Origin of the sequence: Streptomyces sp. 3N207, from assembly GCF_052246355.1 — a bacterium.
Lineage (GTDB): Bacteria > Actinomycetota > Actinomycetes > Streptomycetales > Streptomycetaceae > Streptomyces.
On sequence record NZ_JBQQBV010000026.1, the window covers coordinates 20,447 to 39,590 of the forward strand.

Consider the following 19,144-nt stretch of genomic DNA (forward strand, 5'->3'; position numbering starts at 1 on the left):
GGAACCGAGCGACGACGCATATGAGCAAGCAGAACGCACAGAACTCGCACCACCCGCGGAGCACGCGGAAGACCAAGGCCCAGCGGAGCAATGCCCCGCAGAGCACCCCGGGTGACGGCGCCGACGACCGCTCCTCCGACACCCGGGGCCAGGTCCAGGGGCAGGCGCGCCCGGAAGTGGCCGCACAGCTGTCCCGCCGCCGGCTGCTGGGCACCGCCTCGGCGGCAGGCGCTGCCGGGCTGGCGCTGGGCGGTGCGGGGGGCGCCTGGGCGCACTCGGCGGCCCAGGAGGAGCCACCCACGGCGCTGGAAACGCTGGGCTCCTCCACCGTGCCGTTCCACGGCACCCACCAGGCGGGGATCGTCACGCCCGCACAGGCGCACGGTCATCTGCTCGCCTTCGACCTCGTCCCGGACGCCGGCCGGAAACAGGCCGCGGCACTGCTGCGCCGCTGGTCCGAGGCCGCCCGGCGGATGATGGCGGGCGAGCGGCCCAGGGACGGGGAGCGGGACACCGGGATCGCGCTGGACGCCGGTCCGTCCTCGCTGACGGTCACGTTCGGGTTCGGCCGTACGTTCTTCACCCGTACCGGCCTCAAGGACCGGCTGCCGACCCAGCTGGCGCCGCTGCCGGACTTCTCGGCGGACGCGCTGGACAAGAAGCGCTCGGACGGCGACCTGTGGGTGCAGATCGGTGCCGACGACGCGCTGGTGGCCTTCCACGCGCTGCGCGCCCTCCAGCGCGAGGCGGCGGGCACCGCTCGGGTGCGCTGGCAGATGTCCGGCTTCAACCGTTCCCCTGGCGCCACCGACCGTCCCCGCACGGTGCGCAATCTGATGGGCCAGGTCGACGGCACCAACAATCCCAAGCCTCGGGAGAAGGACTTCGCCGCGAAGGTGTTCGTGCCGTCCTCGGGTGAGCCCTCCTGGATGGCCGGCGGCTCTTACGTGGTGCAGCGGCGCATCCGGATGCTGCTGGACGACTGGGACAAGCGCTCACTGGACGAGCAGGAGAAGGTGATAGGGCGGCGGAAGTCGGACGGCGCGCCGCTGACCGGCGGCCATGAGCACACCGAGCCGGATCTGGACAAGCGCGGCTCGGACGGGCTGCCGCTGATCGCCGGGGATGCACATATCCGGGTCACGGCCCCGGAGACCAACGGGGGAGCTGCGATGCTGCGCCGCCCGTTCTCCTTCCACGACGGCTTCCGGGACGACGGTGCGCCGGACGCGGGGCTGCTCTTCCTGGCCTGGCAGGCCGACCCGCTGCGCGGCTTCGTACCCGTCCAGCGCAAGCTCGACCGGGGGGACGCGCTCTCCCGCTTTCTGCGGCACGAGGCGAGCGGGCTGTTCGCCGTACCGGGCGGTCCCCGGAAGGGCGAGTACGTGGGCCAGCGGCTGCTCGAAGGCTGAGACCGGCACCCGGTGGGCTCCCCGCCCGACTACCGTGGCGGCATGTCACCTGCAAGCCGCTATACGTACCTCGGCCCCGAGGGCACCTTCACCGAAGCCGCGCTGCACACCCTGCCCGAAGCCGCCACCCGTCAGCTCACCCCGATGGTGTCGGTCCCGGCGGCCCTGGACGCCGTACGGAACGGGGAGGCGCAGGCGGCGTTCGTACCGATCGAGAACTCGGTGGAGGGCGGCGTCACGGCCACCCTGGACGAGCTGGCCGGCGGCCGCAGGCTGATGATCTACCGCGAGGTGCTGCTGCCCATCACCTTCGCGCTGCTGGTGCGCCCGGGCACAGCGCTGGAAGAGGTCAAGACGGTCACCGGGCATCCGGTCGCACAGCCGCAGGTGCGCAACTGGCTGGCCGCGCATCTGCCGGACGCGCTGTGGGAGTCGGCGGCCTCCAACGCGGACGGTGCCCGGCTGGTGCAGGAGGGCCGCTACGACGCGGCCTTCGCGGGTGAGTTCGCCGCCGCGACCTACGGCCTGGAGCCGCTGGTCACCGGTATCCACGACGCGGAGAACGCCACGACGCGCTTCGTGCTGCTGGGGCAGCCGGGGCGGCCGGCTGCTCCGACGGGCGCGGACAAGACCTCGGTGGTCTTCTGGCTGCGCGGGGACCAGCCGGGTGCGCTGCTGGAGGTGCTGCACGAGTACGCCTCGCGCGGCGTCAACATGATGCGGATCGAGTCGCGGCCCACGGGTGAGGGCATCGGGCAGTACAGCTTCTCGGTGGACTGCGAGGGTCATGTGCAGGAGCGCAGGGTGGGTGACGTGCTGATGGGGCTGAAGCGCTCCTGCCGTGCGGTGCGCTTCCTGGGCTCGTACCCGCGCGCCGACGAGCAGCCGCCGACGCTGCGCTCCGGCACGGCGGACGAGGACTTCGTGGCGTCGGCGGACTGGCTGTCGCGCTGTCTGGACGGGCGGGACTGACCCCGGCGGGGTGTCGTACACACCCTCTCCGAAGTTATCCACAGGGGCGGGTGCCGACCTGTGCACAAGTCGACAGAGAAAACGGACTCAGTCGACAAAGCGGCATGCAGACCACATCTCCCTCCACAGTCCCCAGCTCCCACCCCGTCACCACAATTCCGCTGATCAACTCTTTGGAGTGAGCTAATCCCCCTCGATTGAGTGGGTATTTCTGGTTTACCCCGGGAATTCCACGCGGGCCGAACAGTTGCCGGAACGGAACTCCCTCATTTCCACAGCAGCACTTCTTCGCCTGTGGAAAACTTCCCCGGCGCCCGGCGCAGCTGTGGATAAGTGCTGCCGGATCCCTGCTCACGCCCTGTTCAACTCCCCCACGAGTGCGCCCAGTCCACCGGCTCCCGGCAGAGCGGACAGACTCCGCCCGGTGCTGCCGAAAGACCGGAAAGCCGTAAAACCGGAAGAGCGAGAAACCCCGAGAACAGTATTTTTCCGAGGGTGGCAAAACACCTAATTCGGACAAAACATGGCAAATAGATATCGAATCGAGCGGCGTCCGAGGCCACCGGTAGTCTGGCGGGGTGATTGACCTTCGCCTGCTCCGTGAGGACCCCGACCGTGCGCGCGCTTCCCAGCGTGCCCGTGGAGAGGACGTCGGCCTCGTCGACGCGGTGCTCTCCGCCGACGAGCGGCGCAGGTCCTCCAGCGTCCGCTTCGACGAACTCCGCTCCGAGCAGAAGCAACTCGGCAAGCTCATCCCCAAGGCCGAGGGCGAGGAGAAGGCGGAGCTGCTGCGCCGCACCGGTGAGCTGGCGAGCGCGGTGAAGGCCGCCGACGCGGAGAAGGACGAGGCCGCGGCGGAGACCCAGCGGCTGCTGCGCCAACTCAGCAACCTGGTGCACCCGGACGTCCCCGTCGGCGGCGAGGAGGACTTCACCGTCCTGGAGACCCTCGGCACGCCCCGCGACTTCGCGGCCGAGGGCTTCGAGCCCAAGGACCACCTGGAGCTGGGCCAGAAGCTCGGTGCCATCGACGTCGAGCGCGGCGCCAAGGTCTCGGGTTCGCGGTTCTACTTCCTCACCGGCGTCGGGGCGCTGCTTGAGCTCGCCCTGGTCAACGCGGCGGTCGCCCAGGCGACCGAGGCCGGTTTGACGCCGATGCTGACGCCCGCGCTGGTCAAGCCGCAGGCCATGGAGGGCACCGGCTTCCTCGGCCAGGCCGCGCAGGACGTCTACCACCTGGACAAGGACGACCTGTACCTCGTCGGCACCTCCGAGGTGCCGCTGGCGGGGTACCACATGGACGAGATCATCGAGGCCGATCGGCTGCCGATGCGCTACGCCGCCTTCTCGCCCTGCTTCCGGCGCGAGGCGGGCTCGTACGGCAAGGACACCCGGGGCATCTTCCGCGTCCACCAGTTCGACAAGGTGGAGATGTTCTCCTACGTCGCACCGGAGGACTCCCAGGAGGAGCACCGCAGGCTGCTCCAGTGGGAGAAGCAGTGGCTGTCCTCCCTGGAGCTGCCGTTCCAGGTGATCGATGTGGCCACCGGTGATCTGGGCTCCTCGGCGGCCCGCAAGTTCGACTGCGAGGCGTGGATCCCCACCCAGGGCAAGTACCGCGAGCTGACCTCCACTTCGGACTGCACCGAGTTCCAGTCGCGTCGCCTCTCCATCCGGATGCGGGACGGCAAGAACGTCAAACCGCTGGCGACGCTGAACGGGACGCTGTGCGCCGTACCGCGCACGATCGTGGCGCTGTTGGAGAACCACCAGCAGGAGGACGGCTCGGTGTGGGTGCCGCCGGTGCTGCGGCCGTATCTGGGCGGCCGTGAGGCGCTGGAGCCGGTCGCCAAGTGAGCGCGCCGCCCGCCGCCTCCGCCGACCCGGACGCGTTCCCGTACCGGCTGATCGCCACCGACCTCGACGGCACGCTGCTGCGCTCCGACGACACCGTCTCGGAGCGCACCCGTGCCGCGCTGGACGCCGCCACCGCGCGGGGTGCTGCGCACATCGTCGTCACCGGCCGGGCTGTGCCGTGGACGAAGCAGATACTGGCGAACCTCGGCCACCGCGGGCTGGCGGTGTGCGCACAGGGCGCCCAGGTCTACGACGCGGGCTCCGGCCGGCTGCTGACCTCCGTCACGCTCGACAGGCGGGTCGCCGAACAGGCCCTCGCGCAGTTGGAGAAGGAGGTCGGCACGGTCGCGGTGGCCGCCTCCCGCGACGGGCTGGACGGCGAGGTGCTGGCGGGGCCCGGCTACCGCGTCCACGACGGGCCGCTGCCCTACATCCCGTTCGACGACCGCGAGACCATCTGGCGGCAGCCGCTGAACAAGATCTACATCCAGCACTCGCAGCTCGACGACGACGAGCTGGCGAAGGCCGCACGGGCAGCCGTCGGCGAGCTGGTCGGTGTGGTGATGGCCGGTAAGGGCATCGTGGAGCTGCTGCCACTGGGCCTGTCCAAGGCCAAGGGGCTCGCCCTGGCCGCCCGTCGGCTCAAGGTCCGCGCTGCCGAGACCATCGCGTTCGGCGATATGCCCAACGACATCCCCATGTTCGCCTGGGCCGGACGGGGCGTCGCCATGGAGAACGCCCACGAGGAGCTGCTGGCCGTCGCGGACGAGGTGACCGCCTCCAACGACGAGGACGGCATCGCGCTGGTGCTGGAGAAGCTGGTCGGCTGACGGCGGTCAGTGCGGCCCGCCCAGGAACGGCCCGGGCCCCTTCAGGCTGCGGACCTCGGGTACGTCTCGAAGTCCCGCACTCCTGACAGCCGGGCGACCGGGGCTGGACCGATCTTCGTGATCTGCGGGGTGACGGCGCCGGCGGCCGGGGTCGCTGTCCTGCTGTTCGTACGGGGGCGCGCGGCGACCGAGCAGGCGCCCGGTGACGGGCACGCGGATGGAGGCGGGCACGCACCGGACACGCGGCACGCGGTTCACTCCTCGGCTTCGTAGGACGACGGTTCGCCGGCGCAGGTGGCCGGTGCTGTGTCGCCAGGGGCACGGGGGGAGGGGGCGGCACCGCGCTGTGCGTCGTACAGCGCGGTCACCTCGTGGAGCCGGTGCAGCAGTTCGTCGATGGCCTCGGGGGGATCGAGCACCTCCACCCAGTGGCCGAACTGGAGGAGCACGCTGACGCCGGGAAGGAAGGAGAAGGCAAGGCGGACAGTGACCCAGTCGCCCTCGTCCTGGTCCGCTGTGTCCCCACCCGGGGCCTCGGTCAGGAGGGGGCCGACGATCCGGGTGAACATGCCGAGCCGGGAGCAGTGCACCCGTACGGTCACGTGCACGTCCCTGGGCCGCTCCTCGACGCGGCGGCGCAGCGTCTGCCAGACGTCCGCGAGTTCGACCTCGTCACGTCGCCGCACCGGCTCCTCCAGCACGGTCGCTGAAGCGATCCGGTCCGCGCGGAAGAGGGCGGGGGAGCGCTGCCGGTCGGCGACCAGGTACCAGACTCCCGCCTTGCTGACGAGACCGTACGGATCGACGGTGTAGGTGCGCAGTTGGCGGTCGCCGCTGTGCCGGTAGCGCAGGCGTAGCCTGCGGTCGGCGAAGACCGCCGTGTGCAGCGCGTCCAGTTCGACCGCGCGGCGGGGACCGGGCAGCCAGCGGTCGGGGTCGACCAGGATGCGGCGGCTGGTCAGTTCGGCTGCCGGACGGTGCGGTGCGGGGAGCGCAGCCATCACCTTGCGCAGGGCCGAAACCAGCGCACTGTCGAGACCGAGCGCGGAATGCACGCCCTGTGCGGTCAGTACGAACAGGGCACGGGCCTCGTCACCGGTCAGGCCGGTCACATCGGTGCGGTAGCCGGGCAGCAGCGTGATGCCGCCGTGCCGCCCACGCTCCGCGTACACGGGCACCCCGGCGGCCGACAGCGCCTCCACGTCCCGGTAGATGGTCCGTGCGGAGACCTCGAGCTCCGCCGCCAGCTCGTCGGCGGGTACACGGCCGCGCGTCTGGAGGAGCAACAGGATGGCCAGCAGCCGGTCGGATTTCACCTCCCAACAGTGCCGCAAAAACTTGACGGGTTGTGTCAAGTTTTCGCGGCAGACTCTCCTCACGTCGAAGCCACCGGCTCCGCAGAAGCCAGTGGCACCACATTGAGGAGCGGACTGTGAACAGCACCCCTGAGATCCCCGACCCCCGTCCCCTGTACGCCCGCGCCACCGCCCAGCTGGCGACGCTGGTCGCCGCCGTCCGGCCCGAGCAGTTGGACGGGCCGACGCCGTGTTCCGAGTACGACGTACGCGACCTGCTGGGCCACCTCGTCAGCGCGGCCCGCCGGATCGCGACCGTCCCCGAGGGCAGCGAGGGGAAGGGCCCCGACGTTCCCGAATGGACGGCCGACGTTCCCGCCGAACAGTGGCCGGAGCTCTACGAGGACGGCTGCAAGCGCATGCTCAGCGCCTGGGACAGCGACGAGGTCATGGACGCTGTCGTGACGGTGCCCTGGGGGCAGATGCCGGGCCGGATCGCGCTGTCGGGTTGTGTGATGGAGACCGTCGGCCACACCTGGGACCTGGCCCGGTCCATCGGCTGGACCGGCGAGCTGGACGAGGAAGTGGCCCGGTTCGCGCTGAGCTCCGCACAGCTGGCGTTGCCCGCCAAGGGCCGCGAGCACCTGCCGTTCGGCGAGGTGCAGCAGGTCCCGGAGGGCGCCGACACCACTACCCGGCTCGCCGCCTGGCTGGGCCGGGACCCGGAGTGGCGCTCACCGGGCAGCCCGGCGCAGCAGTAAGCCGTAAGAGACAGACCGAGCGGCAGTCCGGACAACCGACAGTCCCGGGCAGCGGCAGTCCGGACAGCGACAGTCCGGACCAGCGACAGTCCGGACCAGCGACAGGAGAGAGCAGCATGGCGGGGAGGACGGACGGGATGCGGACGGAGGCACTGGACGCGCTGCGCGACGCGGTGCGCGGCAGTGTGCTCGTACCTGGGGACGAGGGATACGACCAGGAGCGCGCCGGTTTCCAGACCGGGAATCCGCACCGCCCGGACGTGATCGTCGCCGCGCACACGCCGGAGGACGTCCGGACGGCGGTCGACCACGCGCAGCGGCACGCGCTGCCGCTGGCCGTGCAGGCGACCGGGCACGGTCTGGGTGCGGCGGCCCGTGAGGGCGTGCTGGTGAGTACGCGCCATATGACGGGCATCCGGATCGACGTGTCGGCGCGCACCGCGTGGATCGAGGCGGGCGTCCGGGCGCGTGATCTGGTTGCGGAGGCGGCACGGCACGGACTGGCGCCTGTCAACGGTTCGGCTCCGGGGGTCGGCGTCGTCTCGTACGCGCTGGGTGGCGGAGTCGGGCTGCTGGGGCGGGAGTTCGGCTACGCGGCGGACCGGGTGCGGCGGATCGATGTCGTCACGGCGGACGCGCAACTGCGCGAGGTGACAGCACACAGCGACCCAGAGCTGTTCTGGGGGCTGCGCGGGGGCGGCGGCGGTTTCGGTGTGGTGACCGGGATGGAGCTCGAACTCGTCCCGGTGGAGCGCATTTTCGGCGGCAGGCTCGTCTTCGACGGTGGCCAGGTCGCGGAAGAGGTGCTGCGGATCTGGCAGAAGTGGACCGAATCGGTCCCCGACGAGCTGACCTCTGCCGTGACGCTGCTGCCCATGCCCGACATACCCGCCGTTCCTGCACCTCTGCGGGGCCGCTATCTGGCTCAGGTGCACATCGCGTTCACCGGGTCGCGTGACGAGGGCGAGCGGCTGGTCGAGCCGCTGCGCGGCATCGGCTCGCTCCTGGTGGACGAACTGCGGGAGATGCCGTACGCCGAGTGCGCAGCGGTCTTCAGCGAGCCGGACACGCCGCACTCGTACCGCAGCGCCAACGTACTGCTGGGCGCCGGCGGACTGGACGACAGCACACGGCGGTCCGTACTGGCGGCTGCCGGACCGTCCGCCGAGGCGATGTGTGTGCTGAGCGTGCGCCATCTGGGCGGTGCCTTCTCCCGTCCGCCCTCCGTGCCGAACGCGGTGGCGCACCGGGACGCGGAATATCTGCTCTATGTGCTCTCCCCGGTGTCGGACCCGGGCGAGGACGTGGTGCGCGCCCTGCACGAGCGGGTGCTGGACCCGGTGAGTGACCAGGCGCTCGGACGGAGCGCCAACTTCCTCTACGGGCCGCAGGACCGCCATGTCGCACAGGCGGCCTACGGGCCCGAACTCGACGGTCGACTGGAGCGGCTGAAGGCGGAGTGCGATCCGCAGGGGCTGTTCCGGTTCAACCTGCGGGGCACCGGGCGCGGTTGAACCGACCGGGCTGCCGCCGGGTCGTACGGAGCAGCAGGGGACGAGGGAGAAAGAGAGCGCTCCCTCGTCCCCCGAATCGCGTAACCGTACGACTGTCGAATCGTTGTACCCCTTGCGCGGAGACGACTGGAGAGCGCGGCGACGAGAGTGTGTGAAGCAGTGGTAGCCGGTTGAGAGCCGGCCCGCGCAGGACGCGGGGCGGGTACCGAAGGGCTCTTGCCGGTAGTGCGGTACGTGGGAAGACATGAGCTGATCTCCGCTCCTGGTTCCTGGATACGGACACCTGTCGACCCCCAGGTGATCGGGGTTTCTCAGACATGTCCGGAACGAGAACCCAGGAGGGTCTCCCATGTACACCGATTCCGTCCTGCTGGAGTCGCGCAGCGCGCGCTCCGGCATGGCACACAGGGTCGAAGTCCTCGACAAAGTGAAGGCGTTGGCGTTTTCCACAGGCCGTGCACAGGCCACCACGCGGGATGTGGCCAACTACTTCGAAGTGCCCGTGAATACTGTGGAAAAGCTGACCGAGCGACACCGCGAAGAGCTCATCAGCAACGGAATGACCGTCCTCCGGGGTGCTGACCTGCGCGAATATCAGGCCGACACGATGCCGGTCTCATCCGGGCCGGAGAGCGGTTATCCACAACGTCGTAGTGCACTCACCGTCTTCAGCCGCCGTGCCGTCCTCAATGTGGCGCTGCTGCTGCGTGACAGCGTGGTCGCCCAGCGGGTCCGTACGTACCTCCTCGACGTCGAGGGGAGCGCCCGTACGCACCCCGGGGTCGAGGCGATGCGGCAGTCGACCGAGGAGCTGCGGCAGACGGTCAGCACGCTGGCCGTCGGTTACGGGTCGCTCGACCGCAGGGTCGGCAATCTGGAGGCGGCCGGTGCCGAACTCGGCGCCGTACTGCAGGAGCTGGGTCCGGTCATCGGCCAGCTTTCCGCGCGGGTCGAGCGCATGGACGACCGGCTGGCCCAGACCGAACGCCGCACGGAGCGCACCGAACAGGTCGTGTGCGCGATGAGTCAGCGGCTCGCCGACATGGGTGAGGAGATGCGTGCCATGCGGCGGGAGCTGCGCGGCGTCGTACGTGCCGTGGGCGCCGAGCCGGCTTCTCCGCCGTCGGGCACGGAGTCCTGAGGGCAGCCGCCTCGTGAACTGAGGGGTGCTCCCGGCTCGTCACAACGCGCCGGGGGCACCGTCCGGCCGATCCTGTTGCATGCGCCGGACCGTCATGGGCCCGCTGTGCCGTCCGGCGGCAGCAGCTCGACCGTGCTGAGCCTGTGCCGCAGGTGCGCCTGTTCGGCTTCGTTGCCGGCCAGTCCGAGTGCCTGGCGGTAGGCCGCTGCGGCCTCGGCGGGCCGGTCGAGCCTCTGCAGCAGGTCTGCGCGGGCTACGTGGTAGGGAAGGTAGCCGCGGAGCCGCTCCTCGTCGGCCAGTTCGTCGAGCAGGGCCAGGCTCGCTTCCGGGCCGTCACGCATGGCCACGGCCGCCGCCCGGTTCAGTGCGACGACAGGGGACGGGGCGAGCGTGAGCAACACGTCGTAGAGCGCGACGATCTGCGGCCAGTCGGTGGTCGCGAGGTCCGCCGCCTCGTCGTGCAGGGCAGCAATGGCGGCCTGCACTCCGTACGGGCCGGGCGGGCCGCCGGTCAGTGCGGCGGGCACCAGGGCGAGCCCTTCTTCGATCAGGGGGTGGTCCCAGCGGCTCCGGTCCTGGTCTTCGAGCAGGACGAGTCTCCCGTCCGGCCCGGTGCGGGCCCCGCGCCGCGCATGGACCAGCAGCATCAGGGCCAGCAGCCCGGTGACCTCCCGGTCGGTGGGCAGCAGCCGGCGCAGGATCCGCGCCAGCCGGATGGCTTCCTCGGCGAGATCGGGCCGCTGGAGGTCGGGACCGGAGCTGGCCGCGTATCCCTCCGTGAAGACCGAGTACAGGACCTGCAGCACCCCCGGCAGGCGCTCGGGCAGTTCGTCGGCCCCGGGCGTCCGGAAGGGGATCCGGGCCTCACGGATCTTCTTCTTCGCCCGTACGACCCGCTGCGCCATCGTCGCAGTGGGGACGAGATAGGCCCGTGCGACCTCTGCCGTCGTCAGCCCGGCCAGACAGCGCAGCATCAGGGCGCCGCGGGCCTCGGCGGGCAGTGCCGGGTGGGTGCAGGTGAAGAACAGCTGCAGCCGTTCGTCGGGAAGGGCGGCTGCGGCGTCCGCGGGCGGGGTGGAAGCGGCCCGGTCCGCTTCCACCTGCAGGACGGCGAGCCGGGCGGCGTAGGTGTGGTCCCGGCGCAGCCTGTCGACGGCCTTGCGGCGGGCTGTGGTCAGCAGCCAGGCGCCGGGCCGGGCCGGGACCCCCTGTGCCGGCCAGTGCACCAGCGCCGCCTCGATCGCGTCGGAGGCGACCTCCTCGGCCAGGTCCAGGTCGCCGAAACGGCGCACGAGAGAGGCCAGCAGCCGGCCGTGTTCCTCGCGGAACACCGACTCCACAGCGCTGCCGGTACCGGGTGCCTGCTCGTGCACCGCGTTCACGCTCCGAAGTCGGCGACCGGCCGCACCACGACCGAACCGCTGCCGCGCGCCCCCGGGCAGCGGGCCGCCCAGTCCAGCGCGGCGTCCAGGTCCGGCACGTCGATGACGTAGAAACCGCCGAGCACCTCGCGGGTCTCCGCGAACGGCCCGTCGACGACCGTCCGCTCGCCGTTCGGGGCGACCCGGATCGTGGTGGCGGTCACCAGGTCTGCCAGCGACTCCCCCGAGACCAAGATGCCCGCGTCCCGCACCTCCTTGTCGTAAGCCGTCCACTCCTGCACGTCGCACTCGGCGGCCCCGCCGTCGGCGTCGATCGCACCGGCGTTGATCAGAAGCATGTACTTCACAGCTGAACTCCTGTCGGTTCCCGGGTCTGTCGGTTCCCGGATCCTGTCGTCTCCACGTGCAGCGAAGCGCCGCACACCATGACGACGAACGGGCTGCGGCCGGATCGACAACGTCTCTGAAAAATTCGTCCAAGGCGAGTCCTCGGACCCGTGCACTGCTCGCCTGCGAGGCTCGCCGGGCTGCTGGTCGCGTCGGGCTGCTGGTCGCGCCGGTGGCCGGCGCATGGGTGTGGGCGACGCTGCTGGGCCTGGGCGCGGGCAGGGACCGCAGGATCGCTGGTACGGCGCACTGGCGGAACGTCCGGCGGGTGGGAGCGAACGCCTCGCTCCCACCCGCCTTTTTGCACCCCTCCTCGCCCCCGAGCCAGCTTTACTCCTCCCCCGCCAGCGTCAGCGTGCGCAGCTTCTGCCCGGCGAAAAGGGTGCCGCCTACGGTGACGACCACGATGAGCACCAGTGCCGCCGGAAGTCCCACCGAAGAGGTGACGTCCGCGCCGCTGCCCGCAACCTTCTCGGCGAGTGCGAGAGCCCACTGCTGCACGCTGAGCGTCTTGGCACCCGGCACCAGACTGCCGATGAGCGCCTCCCAGATCAACGCGTACACCAGGCCGATGACGACAGCGTGCCTGCTGACCGTCCCCAGCAGCAGGAACAGCGCGCTGTAGGCGACGGAGGCGACCGCTGCGGCAAGCGCGTAGGCGACGGCGATCTGCTGGCTGTTGCCGTTCAGGATGAAGCCCGCGACGAGTACCGGTACGGCCGAGAAGACGGCGGTCGTACCGGTGGCGACGAGCAGTTTGGTGACGATGACGGAGGTCCGTGACACCGGCTTGGAGAGCAGATAGACGACCGAGCCGTCGTCGATCTCCGGTCCGATGGCGCCCGTTCCGGCGATCACGCCGATCAGCGGCACCAGTGTGGCGAGCGCGAATCCGCCCAGCAGTTGGCTGGTGACCGCGTCGTCGGCGCCGTTCATGGCGCGTACGGCGGCGGCCACGACGAGCAGCAGTGCCGGGAGCGCACACAGGATGAGCGCGCGGCGGCGACCGAGGAGTGCGCGATAGGTGAGCCGCGCGACCGTCGGGTTGTACATCTGGTCAGCTCCTTTCCGCCGCTCAGGCCGCGACGAGGTACGAGAAGACGCTCTCCAGGGACTCGTCGGAGGGCGAGACGGTGTAGAGCCGGATACCGTGCTCCCGCGCGACGCGGGGCAGCAGCGTGGTGAAGCGGGTGAAGTCGACGGCCTGGATGCGCAGCGCGTCCTCGGCCTTGTCCACCTCGATGCCCGCTGTGGAGGCGTCCGCGATGAGCGCCGCCGCCAGCCGCCGGTCGTCGCTGGAGCGCACCAGATAGCGGTGCGGACGGTCGGTCATCAGGCGGCGGATCTTGCGGAAGTCGCCGCTGGCGGCGTGCCGCCCGGCGACGATGACCTCGATATGGGAGGCGAGCTGTTCGACCTCCTCCAGTATGTGCGAGGAGAACAGCACGGTGCGGCCCTCGTCGCCCATCCTGCGCAGCAGTTCCATCAGGTGCATGCGCTGGCGCGGGTCCATCCCGTTGAACGGCTCGTCCAGCAGCAGCACCGAGGGCTGGTGCACCAGTGCGGAGGCCATTTTCACCCGCTGTCGCATGCCCTTGGAGTAGGTGGAGATACGGCGGTCCTGTGCATACTCCATCTCGACCGTCGCCAGCGCCTCGGCGGCCGCCGCGCGCGGGTCGGGCAGGCCGTGCAGTTCGGCGTTGGCCAGTACGAACTCATGGCCCGTGAGGAAGTCGTACATCCCCTCGCGCTCGGGCACCAGGCCGATGTGGCGGTAGGAGTCCTCGTTGCGCCAGATCGGCGCTGCGGTCGCCGTCCTGCCGTCGGGGCCGGGGGAGGGCTCCAGGGTGACGCTGCCGTTGGAGGGCGCCAGAAAGCCGCCCATCATATGGATGAGTGTGGACTTGCCGGCGCCGTTGGGGCCGAGGAGGCCGGTGACACCGGGGCCGATGTCCATGGTGATGTCGTTGACCGCGACGACGTTTCCGAACCAGCGGGAGACGCGGTCGATGTGGATCGTTGTCACAGTCCAGCCTTTCGGTAGCGGCGCAGCAGGAGGGCGTAGAAGCAGGCGACCAGCGCCACGAAGACGACGAGGTAGACGGCGCCTTGGGCGCCGGTGAGGGTCTGCGCGTCCGGGAAGCCGGAACGGCCGTCGAGGAACCTGCTCTGGATACCGTCCAGCAGCGTGCCGGGCGAGCCCAGCCCGAGCCAGCCGACGGCGCTGCCGTTGTCGGAGGTGAGGGCGATGCCCTGAAGCGCGGTGATCAGGAAGTACGGCACCGTGATCGCCACGATGATCGCCGCGATGCCGAAGCCGCGGCGCGGAGTGAGCGCGGCGATCCAGGCTGCAATGGCGGCGTGCAGCAGGGCGAACAGTGCGCAGAAAACGAGCCCTTGGGCGGCTCCCTTGGTCTGGCCGGAGAAGTCGAGCTTCACCAGCAGGGCGCCGACATACATGATCAGTACGGGTACTGCCGTGAACAGGAAAAGCGCTGCCGAGAGGGCCGCGTATTTGGCGGCCACGTAATCGCTGCGCTCCATGGGGCGCGAAAAGTACAGCGGCGTCGTCTTGAAGCGCAGGTCCATGGAGATGGCCTGCGGTGCGGCGGCGGCCAGGTAGATGCCCAGCAGGGGCTGCATCAGCAGCACGTACTCCGCGTAACCGGCCTCCAGCTCCTTGGCCTTGGTGAGGGCCGCGACTGCCACCAGGATGGCGGCCGGTACGCACACCGCGGCGAACAGCAGCATCGGCAGGACCTTGGACTTGGCCGAGCGGCCCAGCCCGTAAGAGCCGCGCAGCGACTGGGTGAACAGGGCGCGCCGCGCATAGGAGCGGCCCAGCCGGGGGCCCTCATAGCCGCGGTAGCCGATGTTGTGGATGACGTCCTGGCCGCGACGTTCGGCGGTGGCCGCCCCGCCGTGCGCGGGGGCGGTGGGCTGCGCGGCGGTGGGGTTCCCTGTGGCGGGGTGACCTGTGGCGGGGTGACCTGTGGCGGGGTTCCCTGTGGCGGGGTTCCCTGTGGTGCGGTCAGGCGACATCGCCGGCGCTCCTTTCCGTGAAGACCTCGGAGATCTGGTGCCTGCGCTCTTCCATGCGGACCAGGCCCAGGCCGAGGTCCGCCGCGGTGTCCCGCACGGTGTCGAAGACCGATTCGTCGGCGCCTGAGGACTCGCCGCCGATGTCGAGGGTGACCAGGTGCCCGGCGCCGGGTGCCAGGGCGCTGTCGGGCGCGGGCTCGTGCGGGTTCAGGCCCGCCTTCCGGAGGGCGGTACGCAGGGCCGCGGTGCCGTCGGGATGCTCGTCGGTGTCGGTGACCTCGACGGCCAGCACAGCGGTGCGCTGCGTGAAGTCCGCGGTGGAGGAGGAGCGCAGCAGCTTGCCGCCGTCGATGACGACGATGTGGTCGCTGGTGCGTTCCAACTCGCCCAGCAGGTGCGAGGTGACCAGCACGGAGATGCCGAAGTCGGTGTGTACGCGGCGGATCAGGCCGAGCATCTCGTCGCGGCCGACCGGATCGAGTCCGTTGGTCGGCTCGTCGAGGAGGACGAGCCGCGGATCGTGCACCAGGGCCTGTGCGAGCTTGACCCGCTGCTTCATGCCCGTCGAGTAGCCGCCCATGGGGCGGTAGCGCTCCTCGTACAGGCCGACGTGCCGCAGGGTGTCGGCGGTGCGCTCCCGGGCTGCCGTGGCGGGCAGCCCCGACATTCGCGCCATGTGGACGACGAACTCGGTGGCGGACACGTCCGGGGGCAGACAGTCGTGCTCGGGCATGTACCCCACCCGCTCCCGGATCGCGCCGCCCTGGGTGGCCACGTCCATGTCGAGCACGGAGGCGGTGCCTTCAGTGGCGGGGGACAGCCCGAGCAGGATCTTGATGAGAGTGGACTTTCCGGCCCCGTTGGCGCCCACCAGACCGGTGACGCCCGGCTCTATGCCGACGGTCAGCCGGTCCAGTGCGGTCACCCGCGGGAACCGCTTGCTGAGGCTTTCGATCGCGATCACAGTCACGCTTCGACGCTAGGAGCGAATCGTCGCGTCCGCGTCAGACGCGGCGTCGGTTTCCGCACCGGTTCCGTACCTCTCAGGTGCTTGGGCCCCTCCCTCTCAGGTCTGAGAGCCCCGTAGGGGACCGACCCCGAAGATCGTTTCCGGAGTTATCCACAGGCTTGACAGGCCCCTTGACCCCGCCACGGACCGATGTCACATTCATCAGTGTCAAGTTGCTCACGTACCGGAACGGCACGGCGACGGACCGCACGGGTATCGGAACCCGCCGACGCGCGATGCGGCGATGTCAGCGATGCGGCGGCGACAGTGACGCGACGACGACGCCAACGGCACCGACGACCAAGATCGAGGATCACCACGGACGGAAGGCTGGACATGCGCGCGGCGACGATCTGCCGCATGTGCGGCGCTGGCAGGAGGAGGCACAGTCGGTATGACAGGCGGTATGAGCGGAAAGGCGAACGGCGCCGCACCGGGCGGGCACTCGGCGGAGCGCGGTTTGCTGGAGGGCGCGCGGGAGCGCCGGGTCGCCACCGGGGGGATCGAGCTGTGTGTCGCCGAGCTGGGCGACACCACGCGGCCGACGGTCATGCTGCTGCACGGCTATCCGGACAGCAAGGAGGTCTGGGCCGAGGTGGCGCACCGCCTCAAGGACCGCTTCCATGTGGTGTTGTACGACGTACGGGGCTGCGGCAGGTCGACGGCGCCCAAGCCGCTGCGTGGCGGTTTCACCCTGGAGAAGCTCACCGACGACTTCCTGGCGGTCGTCGAGGCGGTCAGCCCTCATGAGCCGGTGCACCTGGTGGGGCATGACTGGGGCTCGGTGCAGGGCTGGGAGTTCGCGACGGTGCGTCGTACGGAAGGCATGATCGCCTCCTTCACCTCGATCTCCGGACCCTCGCTGGACCACTTCGGCCACTGGATCAAGAAGCGGATGTCCCGGCCGACCCCGCGCCGTGCAGCCCAACTCCTCGGCCAGGGGGCCAAGTCCTGGTATGTGTACGCGCTGCATACCCCGGTGTTGCCCGAGCTGGCGTGGCGGGGACCGCTGGGCAAGCGCTGGCCCCGCCTCCTGGAGCTGACCGAGAAGGTGCCCGGCGGCGGCTATCCGACCGCGTCCCTGCCCGACGACGCGGCGCACGGCGCCTGGCTCTACCGGGACAACGTCCGCGCCCGGCTGCGCCGTCCCCGCACCGACTGCTACGCCCATGTGCCGGTCCAGCTCATCACTCCGACCGGGGACGCCTTCCTGAGCGAGCGCCTCTACGACGAGCTGGAGTTGTGGGCACCCCGGCTCACCCGCCGCACCCTCCCGGCCAAGCACTGGGTGCCGCGCACCAGGCCCGACCAACTGGCCGCCTGGATCACCGAGTTCGTCACCGGGAGCGAGCCGGGGATGCCGGCCCGGGAGCCCGCCGCCACCGGCAGACACGCGGACCGCTTCGCAGGCCAACTGGTGCTGGTGACCGGCGCAGGCAGCGGCATCGGCAGAGCGACGGCCTTCTCGTTCGCCGAGGCCGGAGCCCGGGTGGTCGTCGTCGACCGGGACGCGGAGAGCGCCGCCCGTACCGCGGACATGGCCCGGCTGGCGGGCGCACCACAGGCGTGGGCGGAGACGGTCGACGTCGCGGACGAGCAGGCGATGGAGAAGTTGGCCGAGAAGGTGGCCGCCGAGTACGGCACGGTCGACGTGCTGGTCAACAACGCGGGCATCGGCATGGCGGGCTCCTTCCTGGACACCAGCACCGAGGACTGGCGGCGCACGCTGGACGTCAATCTGTGGGGAGTCATCCACGGCTGCCGCCTCTTCGGACGGCAGATGGTCGAGCGCGGCCAGGGCGGGCACATCGTCAACACCGCTTCGGCCGCCGCGTATCAGCCCTCCCGGGCCCTGCCCGCGTACAGCACCTCCAAGGCCGCTGTGCTGATGCTCAGCGAGTGCCTGCGCGCAGAGTTGGCGGGCCAGGGCATCGGCGTGACGGCGGTCTGCCCCGGCTTCGTCAATACCAACATCGCCGGCACCGCGCGGTTCGCCGGGGTGGAAGAGGCGGAGCAGGAGCGCCTCAGGCGCCGGACATCCCGGCTGTACGGGATACGGAACTACCCGCCCGAGAAGGTTGCGGAGGCCATCCTGCGGGCCGTCGTCCGGAACCAGGCCGTGGTGCCGGTGACGCCCGAAGCCCGCGGGGCACGGCTGATGTCCCGCTTCGCCCCGCGGGCCCTGCGCGGCATCGCCCGTGTCCGGCCACCCATGTAGACCTTCAGCCACCCGTCCCAGGCCGAGGTGACCAGCGGCGGGAGACCCTCGCCGGGCACCGCCGTGCCAGCTGTGTCACCCGTTGTGTCATCCGTGTCAGCTGTATCTGAGGAGACCACAACCATGCCTCCGTCCTCCCGGTCCACGAGCCCCGTCCCGGCGTCGGCTTCGCCGTCCGAGCCGGAGTACCGCATCGAAGATCTCGCGCACCGCAGCGGTGCGACGGTGCGCACCATCCGCGCGTACCAGGACAAGGGCCTGCTGCCGAAACCGGAACGGCGGGGGCGGGCCAACGTGTACGACGACTCGCACCTGGCGCGGCTGCGGCAGATCGCCGACCTGCTGGAGCGCGGCTACACGCTGGCGTCGATAAAGGAGCTGCTCCAGGCATGGGACGAGGGTCGTGGCCTGGGCGGGGTGCTGGGCCTGGTCGCGGAGGTGGACGGGCCGTGGACGGACGAGGAGTCGGGCCGCATCTCGCGGGCCGAGCTGGACGAGCTGTTCGGCGGCGAGTACGACGAGGCGGCCGTCTCCGAGGCGGTGGCCCTGGGCGTGCTGGAGCCGCTGCCGGGGCGGGAGGACGAGTTCCGGGTGCCCAGCCCGCAGGAGCTGTCGGTGGCGGCGGAGCTGCACAAGGCGGGGGTGCCGCTGCTGGCCATCACCGAGCAACTGCGCGAGCTGCGGGGCCAGGTGGAGCACATAGCCGCCCGCTTCCTGGACTTCACCAACGAGCACGTCTTCGTCCGCTATCTGGGCGCCCATCTCTCCGATGTGGACGCCTCCGAGGCAGCAGACCTGGTGCGCAGGCTCCGCCCGCTGGCGCAGCAGACCGTGGAGGCCGAACTGGCCCGAGCCATGCACAAGTTCGCGGCCCGCAACCTCCGCGACCACCTGCGCTCGGCCGCCGCCGCCCCGGCCTCCGCCGCTCGGGGCGGCACGGGCCGGATCGAACCAGTCCGATTGCCTGCCGAAACGGTCGAGGCAGTACGCGAGTTGGTCGGCGAGGCCCGCGTGCCGGACTTCATCGCCGCAGCGGCAGAACGGGAGGTAGGGGCCCGCGCAATGGACCGTATGACAGCGGAACGGGGGTGACGCGAACCCCGGTCGTTAGCACGTAATCGTTCGGGTTCCGGCCTTGTCAGTTGTGGGTGAGGGGGCCAGCGTGTGGGGGGTCGAAGTGCCATAGAGGGGAGCAGATCATGCGAAGACGTGTCTTTCTGGCGGGTGCCGCTGTCACGGGCTTAGCGGGACTTGCCGCGCAATCCGGCGGTACGGCTGCGGCGGCATCCAGGCTCGTCCGCCCGGGCGCGGGGACCTCTGCGCGG

At 70.5% G+C, this 19,144-nt stretch carries 16 protein-coding genes; 9 read left to right on the forward strand and 7 right to left on the reverse strand.

Annotated features, from left to right (window positions below):
• Window positions 1-20 precede the first annotated feature (20 nt).
• From efeB to ACTWP9_RS30350, 4 genes are all read left to right on the forward strand, one after another.
• Window positions 21-1,412, forward strand: a complete 1,392-nt coding sequence (gene efeB, locus ACTWP9_RS30335) for an iron uptake transporter deferrochelatase/peroxidase subunit (RefSeq protein WP_443249515.1) — start codon at window positions 21-23, stop codon at window positions 1,410-1,412.
• Window positions 1,413-1,454: 42 nt separating this feature from the next.
• Entirely contained in the window at window positions 1,455-2,384 is a 930-nt protein-coding gene (gene pheA / locus ACTWP9_RS30340; protein ID WP_443249516.1) for a prephenate dehydratase, read from the forward strand.
• 578 nt (window positions 2,385-2,962) lie between these two features.
• Window positions 2,963-4,240, forward strand: coding sequence for a serine--tRNA ligase (gene serS, locus ACTWP9_RS30345; protein WP_443249517.1), 1,278 nt, complete (start codon window positions 2,963-2,965; stop codon window positions 4,238-4,240).
• Window positions 4,237-5,070 (forward strand): HAD family hydrolase, encoded by an 834-nt coding sequence (locus ACTWP9_RS30350; protein WP_443249518.1) that lies wholly within the window; start codon window positions 4,237-4,239, stop codon window positions 5,068-5,070. Before serS ends, ACTWP9_RS30350 begins: the two co-directional genes overlap by 4 nt.
• Before the next feature lie 254 nt (window positions 5,071-5,324).
• Here ACTWP9_RS30350 and ACTWP9_RS30355 read toward each other — a convergent pair whose 3' ends face one another.
• Window positions 5,325-6,386: a helix-turn-helix transcriptional regulator gene (locus tag ACTWP9_RS30355; protein WP_443249519.1), complete on the reverse strand. Its 1,062-nt coding sequence runs from the start codon at window positions 6,384-6,386 to the stop codon at window positions 5,325-5,327.
• A 116-nt stretch (window positions 6,387-6,502) separates the two neighbouring features.
• Here ACTWP9_RS30355 and ACTWP9_RS30360 point away from each other — a divergent pair, with 116 nt between their 5' ends.
• The 3 genes from ACTWP9_RS30360 to ACTWP9_RS30370 all read left to right on the forward strand — a co-directional run bounded on the left by ACTWP9_RS30360 (window position 6,503) and on the right by ACTWP9_RS30370 (window position 9,781).
• Entirely contained in the window at window positions 6,503-7,126 is a 624-nt protein-coding gene (locus tag ACTWP9_RS30360; RefSeq protein ID WP_443249520.1) for a TIGR03086 family metal-binding protein, read from the forward strand.
• Between the two features lie 116 nt (window positions 7,127-7,242).
• Window positions 7,243-8,640 (forward strand): FAD-binding oxidoreductase, encoded by a 1,398-nt coding sequence (locus ACTWP9_RS30365; RefSeq protein ID WP_443249521.1) that lies wholly within the window; start codon window positions 7,243-7,245, stop codon window positions 8,638-8,640.
• 349 nt (window positions 8,641-8,989) lie between these two features.
• Window positions 8,990-9,781: a hypothetical protein gene (locus tag ACTWP9_RS30370; protein WP_443249522.1), complete on the forward strand. Its 792-nt coding sequence runs from the start codon at window positions 8,990-8,992 to the stop codon at window positions 9,779-9,781.
• A gap of 92 nt (window positions 9,782-9,873) precedes the next feature.
• Here the strand turns inward: ACTWP9_RS30370 and ACTWP9_RS30375 are convergent, their stop codons facing one another.
• From ACTWP9_RS30375 to ACTWP9_RS30400, 6 genes are all read right to left on the reverse strand, one after another.
• Entirely contained in the window at window positions 9,874-11,163 is a 1,290-nt protein-coding gene (locus tag ACTWP9_RS30375) for an RNA polymerase sigma factor (RefSeq protein WP_443249523.1), read from the reverse strand.
• The gene (locus ACTWP9_RS30380; protein ID WP_443249524.1) at window positions 11,160-11,510 is read right to left on the reverse strand and encodes a YciI family protein; all 351 of its coding nucleotides are present in this window, start codon (window positions 11,508-11,510) and stop codon (window positions 11,160-11,162) included. The genes ACTWP9_RS30375 and ACTWP9_RS30380 overlap by 4 nt, the downstream gene beginning before the upstream one ends.
• A gap of 370 nt (window positions 11,511-11,880) precedes the next feature.
• Window positions 11,881-12,603, reverse strand: coding sequence for an ABC transporter permease subunit (locus ACTWP9_RS30385; protein ID WP_443249525.1), 723 nt, complete (start codon window positions 12,601-12,603; stop codon window positions 11,881-11,883).
• Window positions 12,604-12,625: 22 nt separating this feature from the next.
• Complete coding sequence (locus ACTWP9_RS30390; RefSeq protein ID WP_443249526.1) at window positions 12,626-13,576, reverse strand: ABC transporter ATP-binding protein; 951 nt, start codon at window positions 13,574-13,576, stop codon at window positions 12,626-12,628.
• Window positions 13,573-14,592 (reverse strand): ABC transporter permease subunit, encoded by a 1,020-nt coding sequence (locus ACTWP9_RS30395; RefSeq protein WP_443249527.1) that lies wholly within the window; start codon window positions 14,590-14,592, stop codon window positions 13,573-13,575. Before ACTWP9_RS30395 ends, ACTWP9_RS30390 begins: the two co-directional genes overlap by 4 nt.
• On the reverse strand, window positions 14,582-15,556 hold the full coding sequence (locus ACTWP9_RS30400; RefSeq protein ID WP_443249594.1) for an ABC transporter ATP-binding protein: 975 nt from the start codon (window positions 15,554-15,556) through the stop codon (window positions 14,582-14,584). Before ACTWP9_RS30400 ends, ACTWP9_RS30395 begins: the two co-directional genes overlap by 11 nt.
• A 451-nt stretch (window positions 15,557-16,007) precedes the next feature.
• On the opposite strand from ACTWP9_RS30400, the gene ACTWP9_RS30405 reads away from it, so the two are divergent.
• Complete coding sequence (locus tag ACTWP9_RS30405) at window positions 16,008-17,819, forward strand: SDR family oxidoreductase (RefSeq protein WP_443249528.1); 1,812 nt, start codon at window positions 16,008-16,010, stop codon at window positions 17,817-17,819.
• 123 nt (window positions 17,820-17,942) lie between these two features.
• On the forward strand, window positions 17,943-18,911 hold the full coding sequence (locus ACTWP9_RS30410) for a MerR family transcriptional regulator (RefSeq protein ID WP_443249529.1): 969 nt from the start codon (window positions 17,943-17,945) through the stop codon (window positions 18,909-18,911).
• Window positions 18,912-19,144 lie beyond the last annotated feature (233 nt).

What these genes read in the sequence shown, in the direction of transcription:
- efeB (WP_443249515.1), top strand. Translation starts at nt 21, where the DNA reads ATGAGCAAGCAGAACGCACAGAACTCGCACCACCCGCGGAGCACGCGG.
- pheA (WP_443249516.1), top strand. Translation starts at nt 1,455, where the DNA reads ATGTCACCTGCAAGCCGCTATACGTACCTCGGCCCCGAGGGCACCTTC.
- ACTWP9_RS30365 (WP_443249521.1), top strand. Translation starts at nt 7,243, where the DNA reads ATGGCGGGGAGGACGGACGGGATGCGGACGGAGGCACTGGACGCGCTG.
- ACTWP9_RS30370 (WP_443249522.1), top strand. Translation starts at nt 8,990, where the DNA reads ATGTACACCGATTCCGTCCTGCTGGAGTCGCGCAGCGCGCGCTCCGGC.
- ACTWP9_RS30385 (WP_443249525.1), bottom strand. Translation starts at nt 12,603, where the DNA reads ATGTACAACCCGACGGTCGCGCGGCTCACCTATCGCGCACTCCTCGGT.
- ACTWP9_RS30395 (WP_443249527.1), bottom strand. Translation starts at nt 14,592, where the DNA reads ATGTCGCCTGACCGCACCACAGGGAACCCCGCCACAGGGAACCCCGCC.
- ACTWP9_RS30405 (WP_443249528.1), top strand. Translation starts at nt 16,008, where the DNA reads ATGAGCGGAAAGGCGAACGGCGCCGCACCGGGCGGGCACTCGGCGGAG.
- ACTWP9_RS30410 (WP_443249529.1), top strand. Translation starts at nt 17,943, where the DNA reads ATGCCTCCGTCCTCCCGGTCCACGAGCCCCGTCCCGGCGTCGGCTTCG.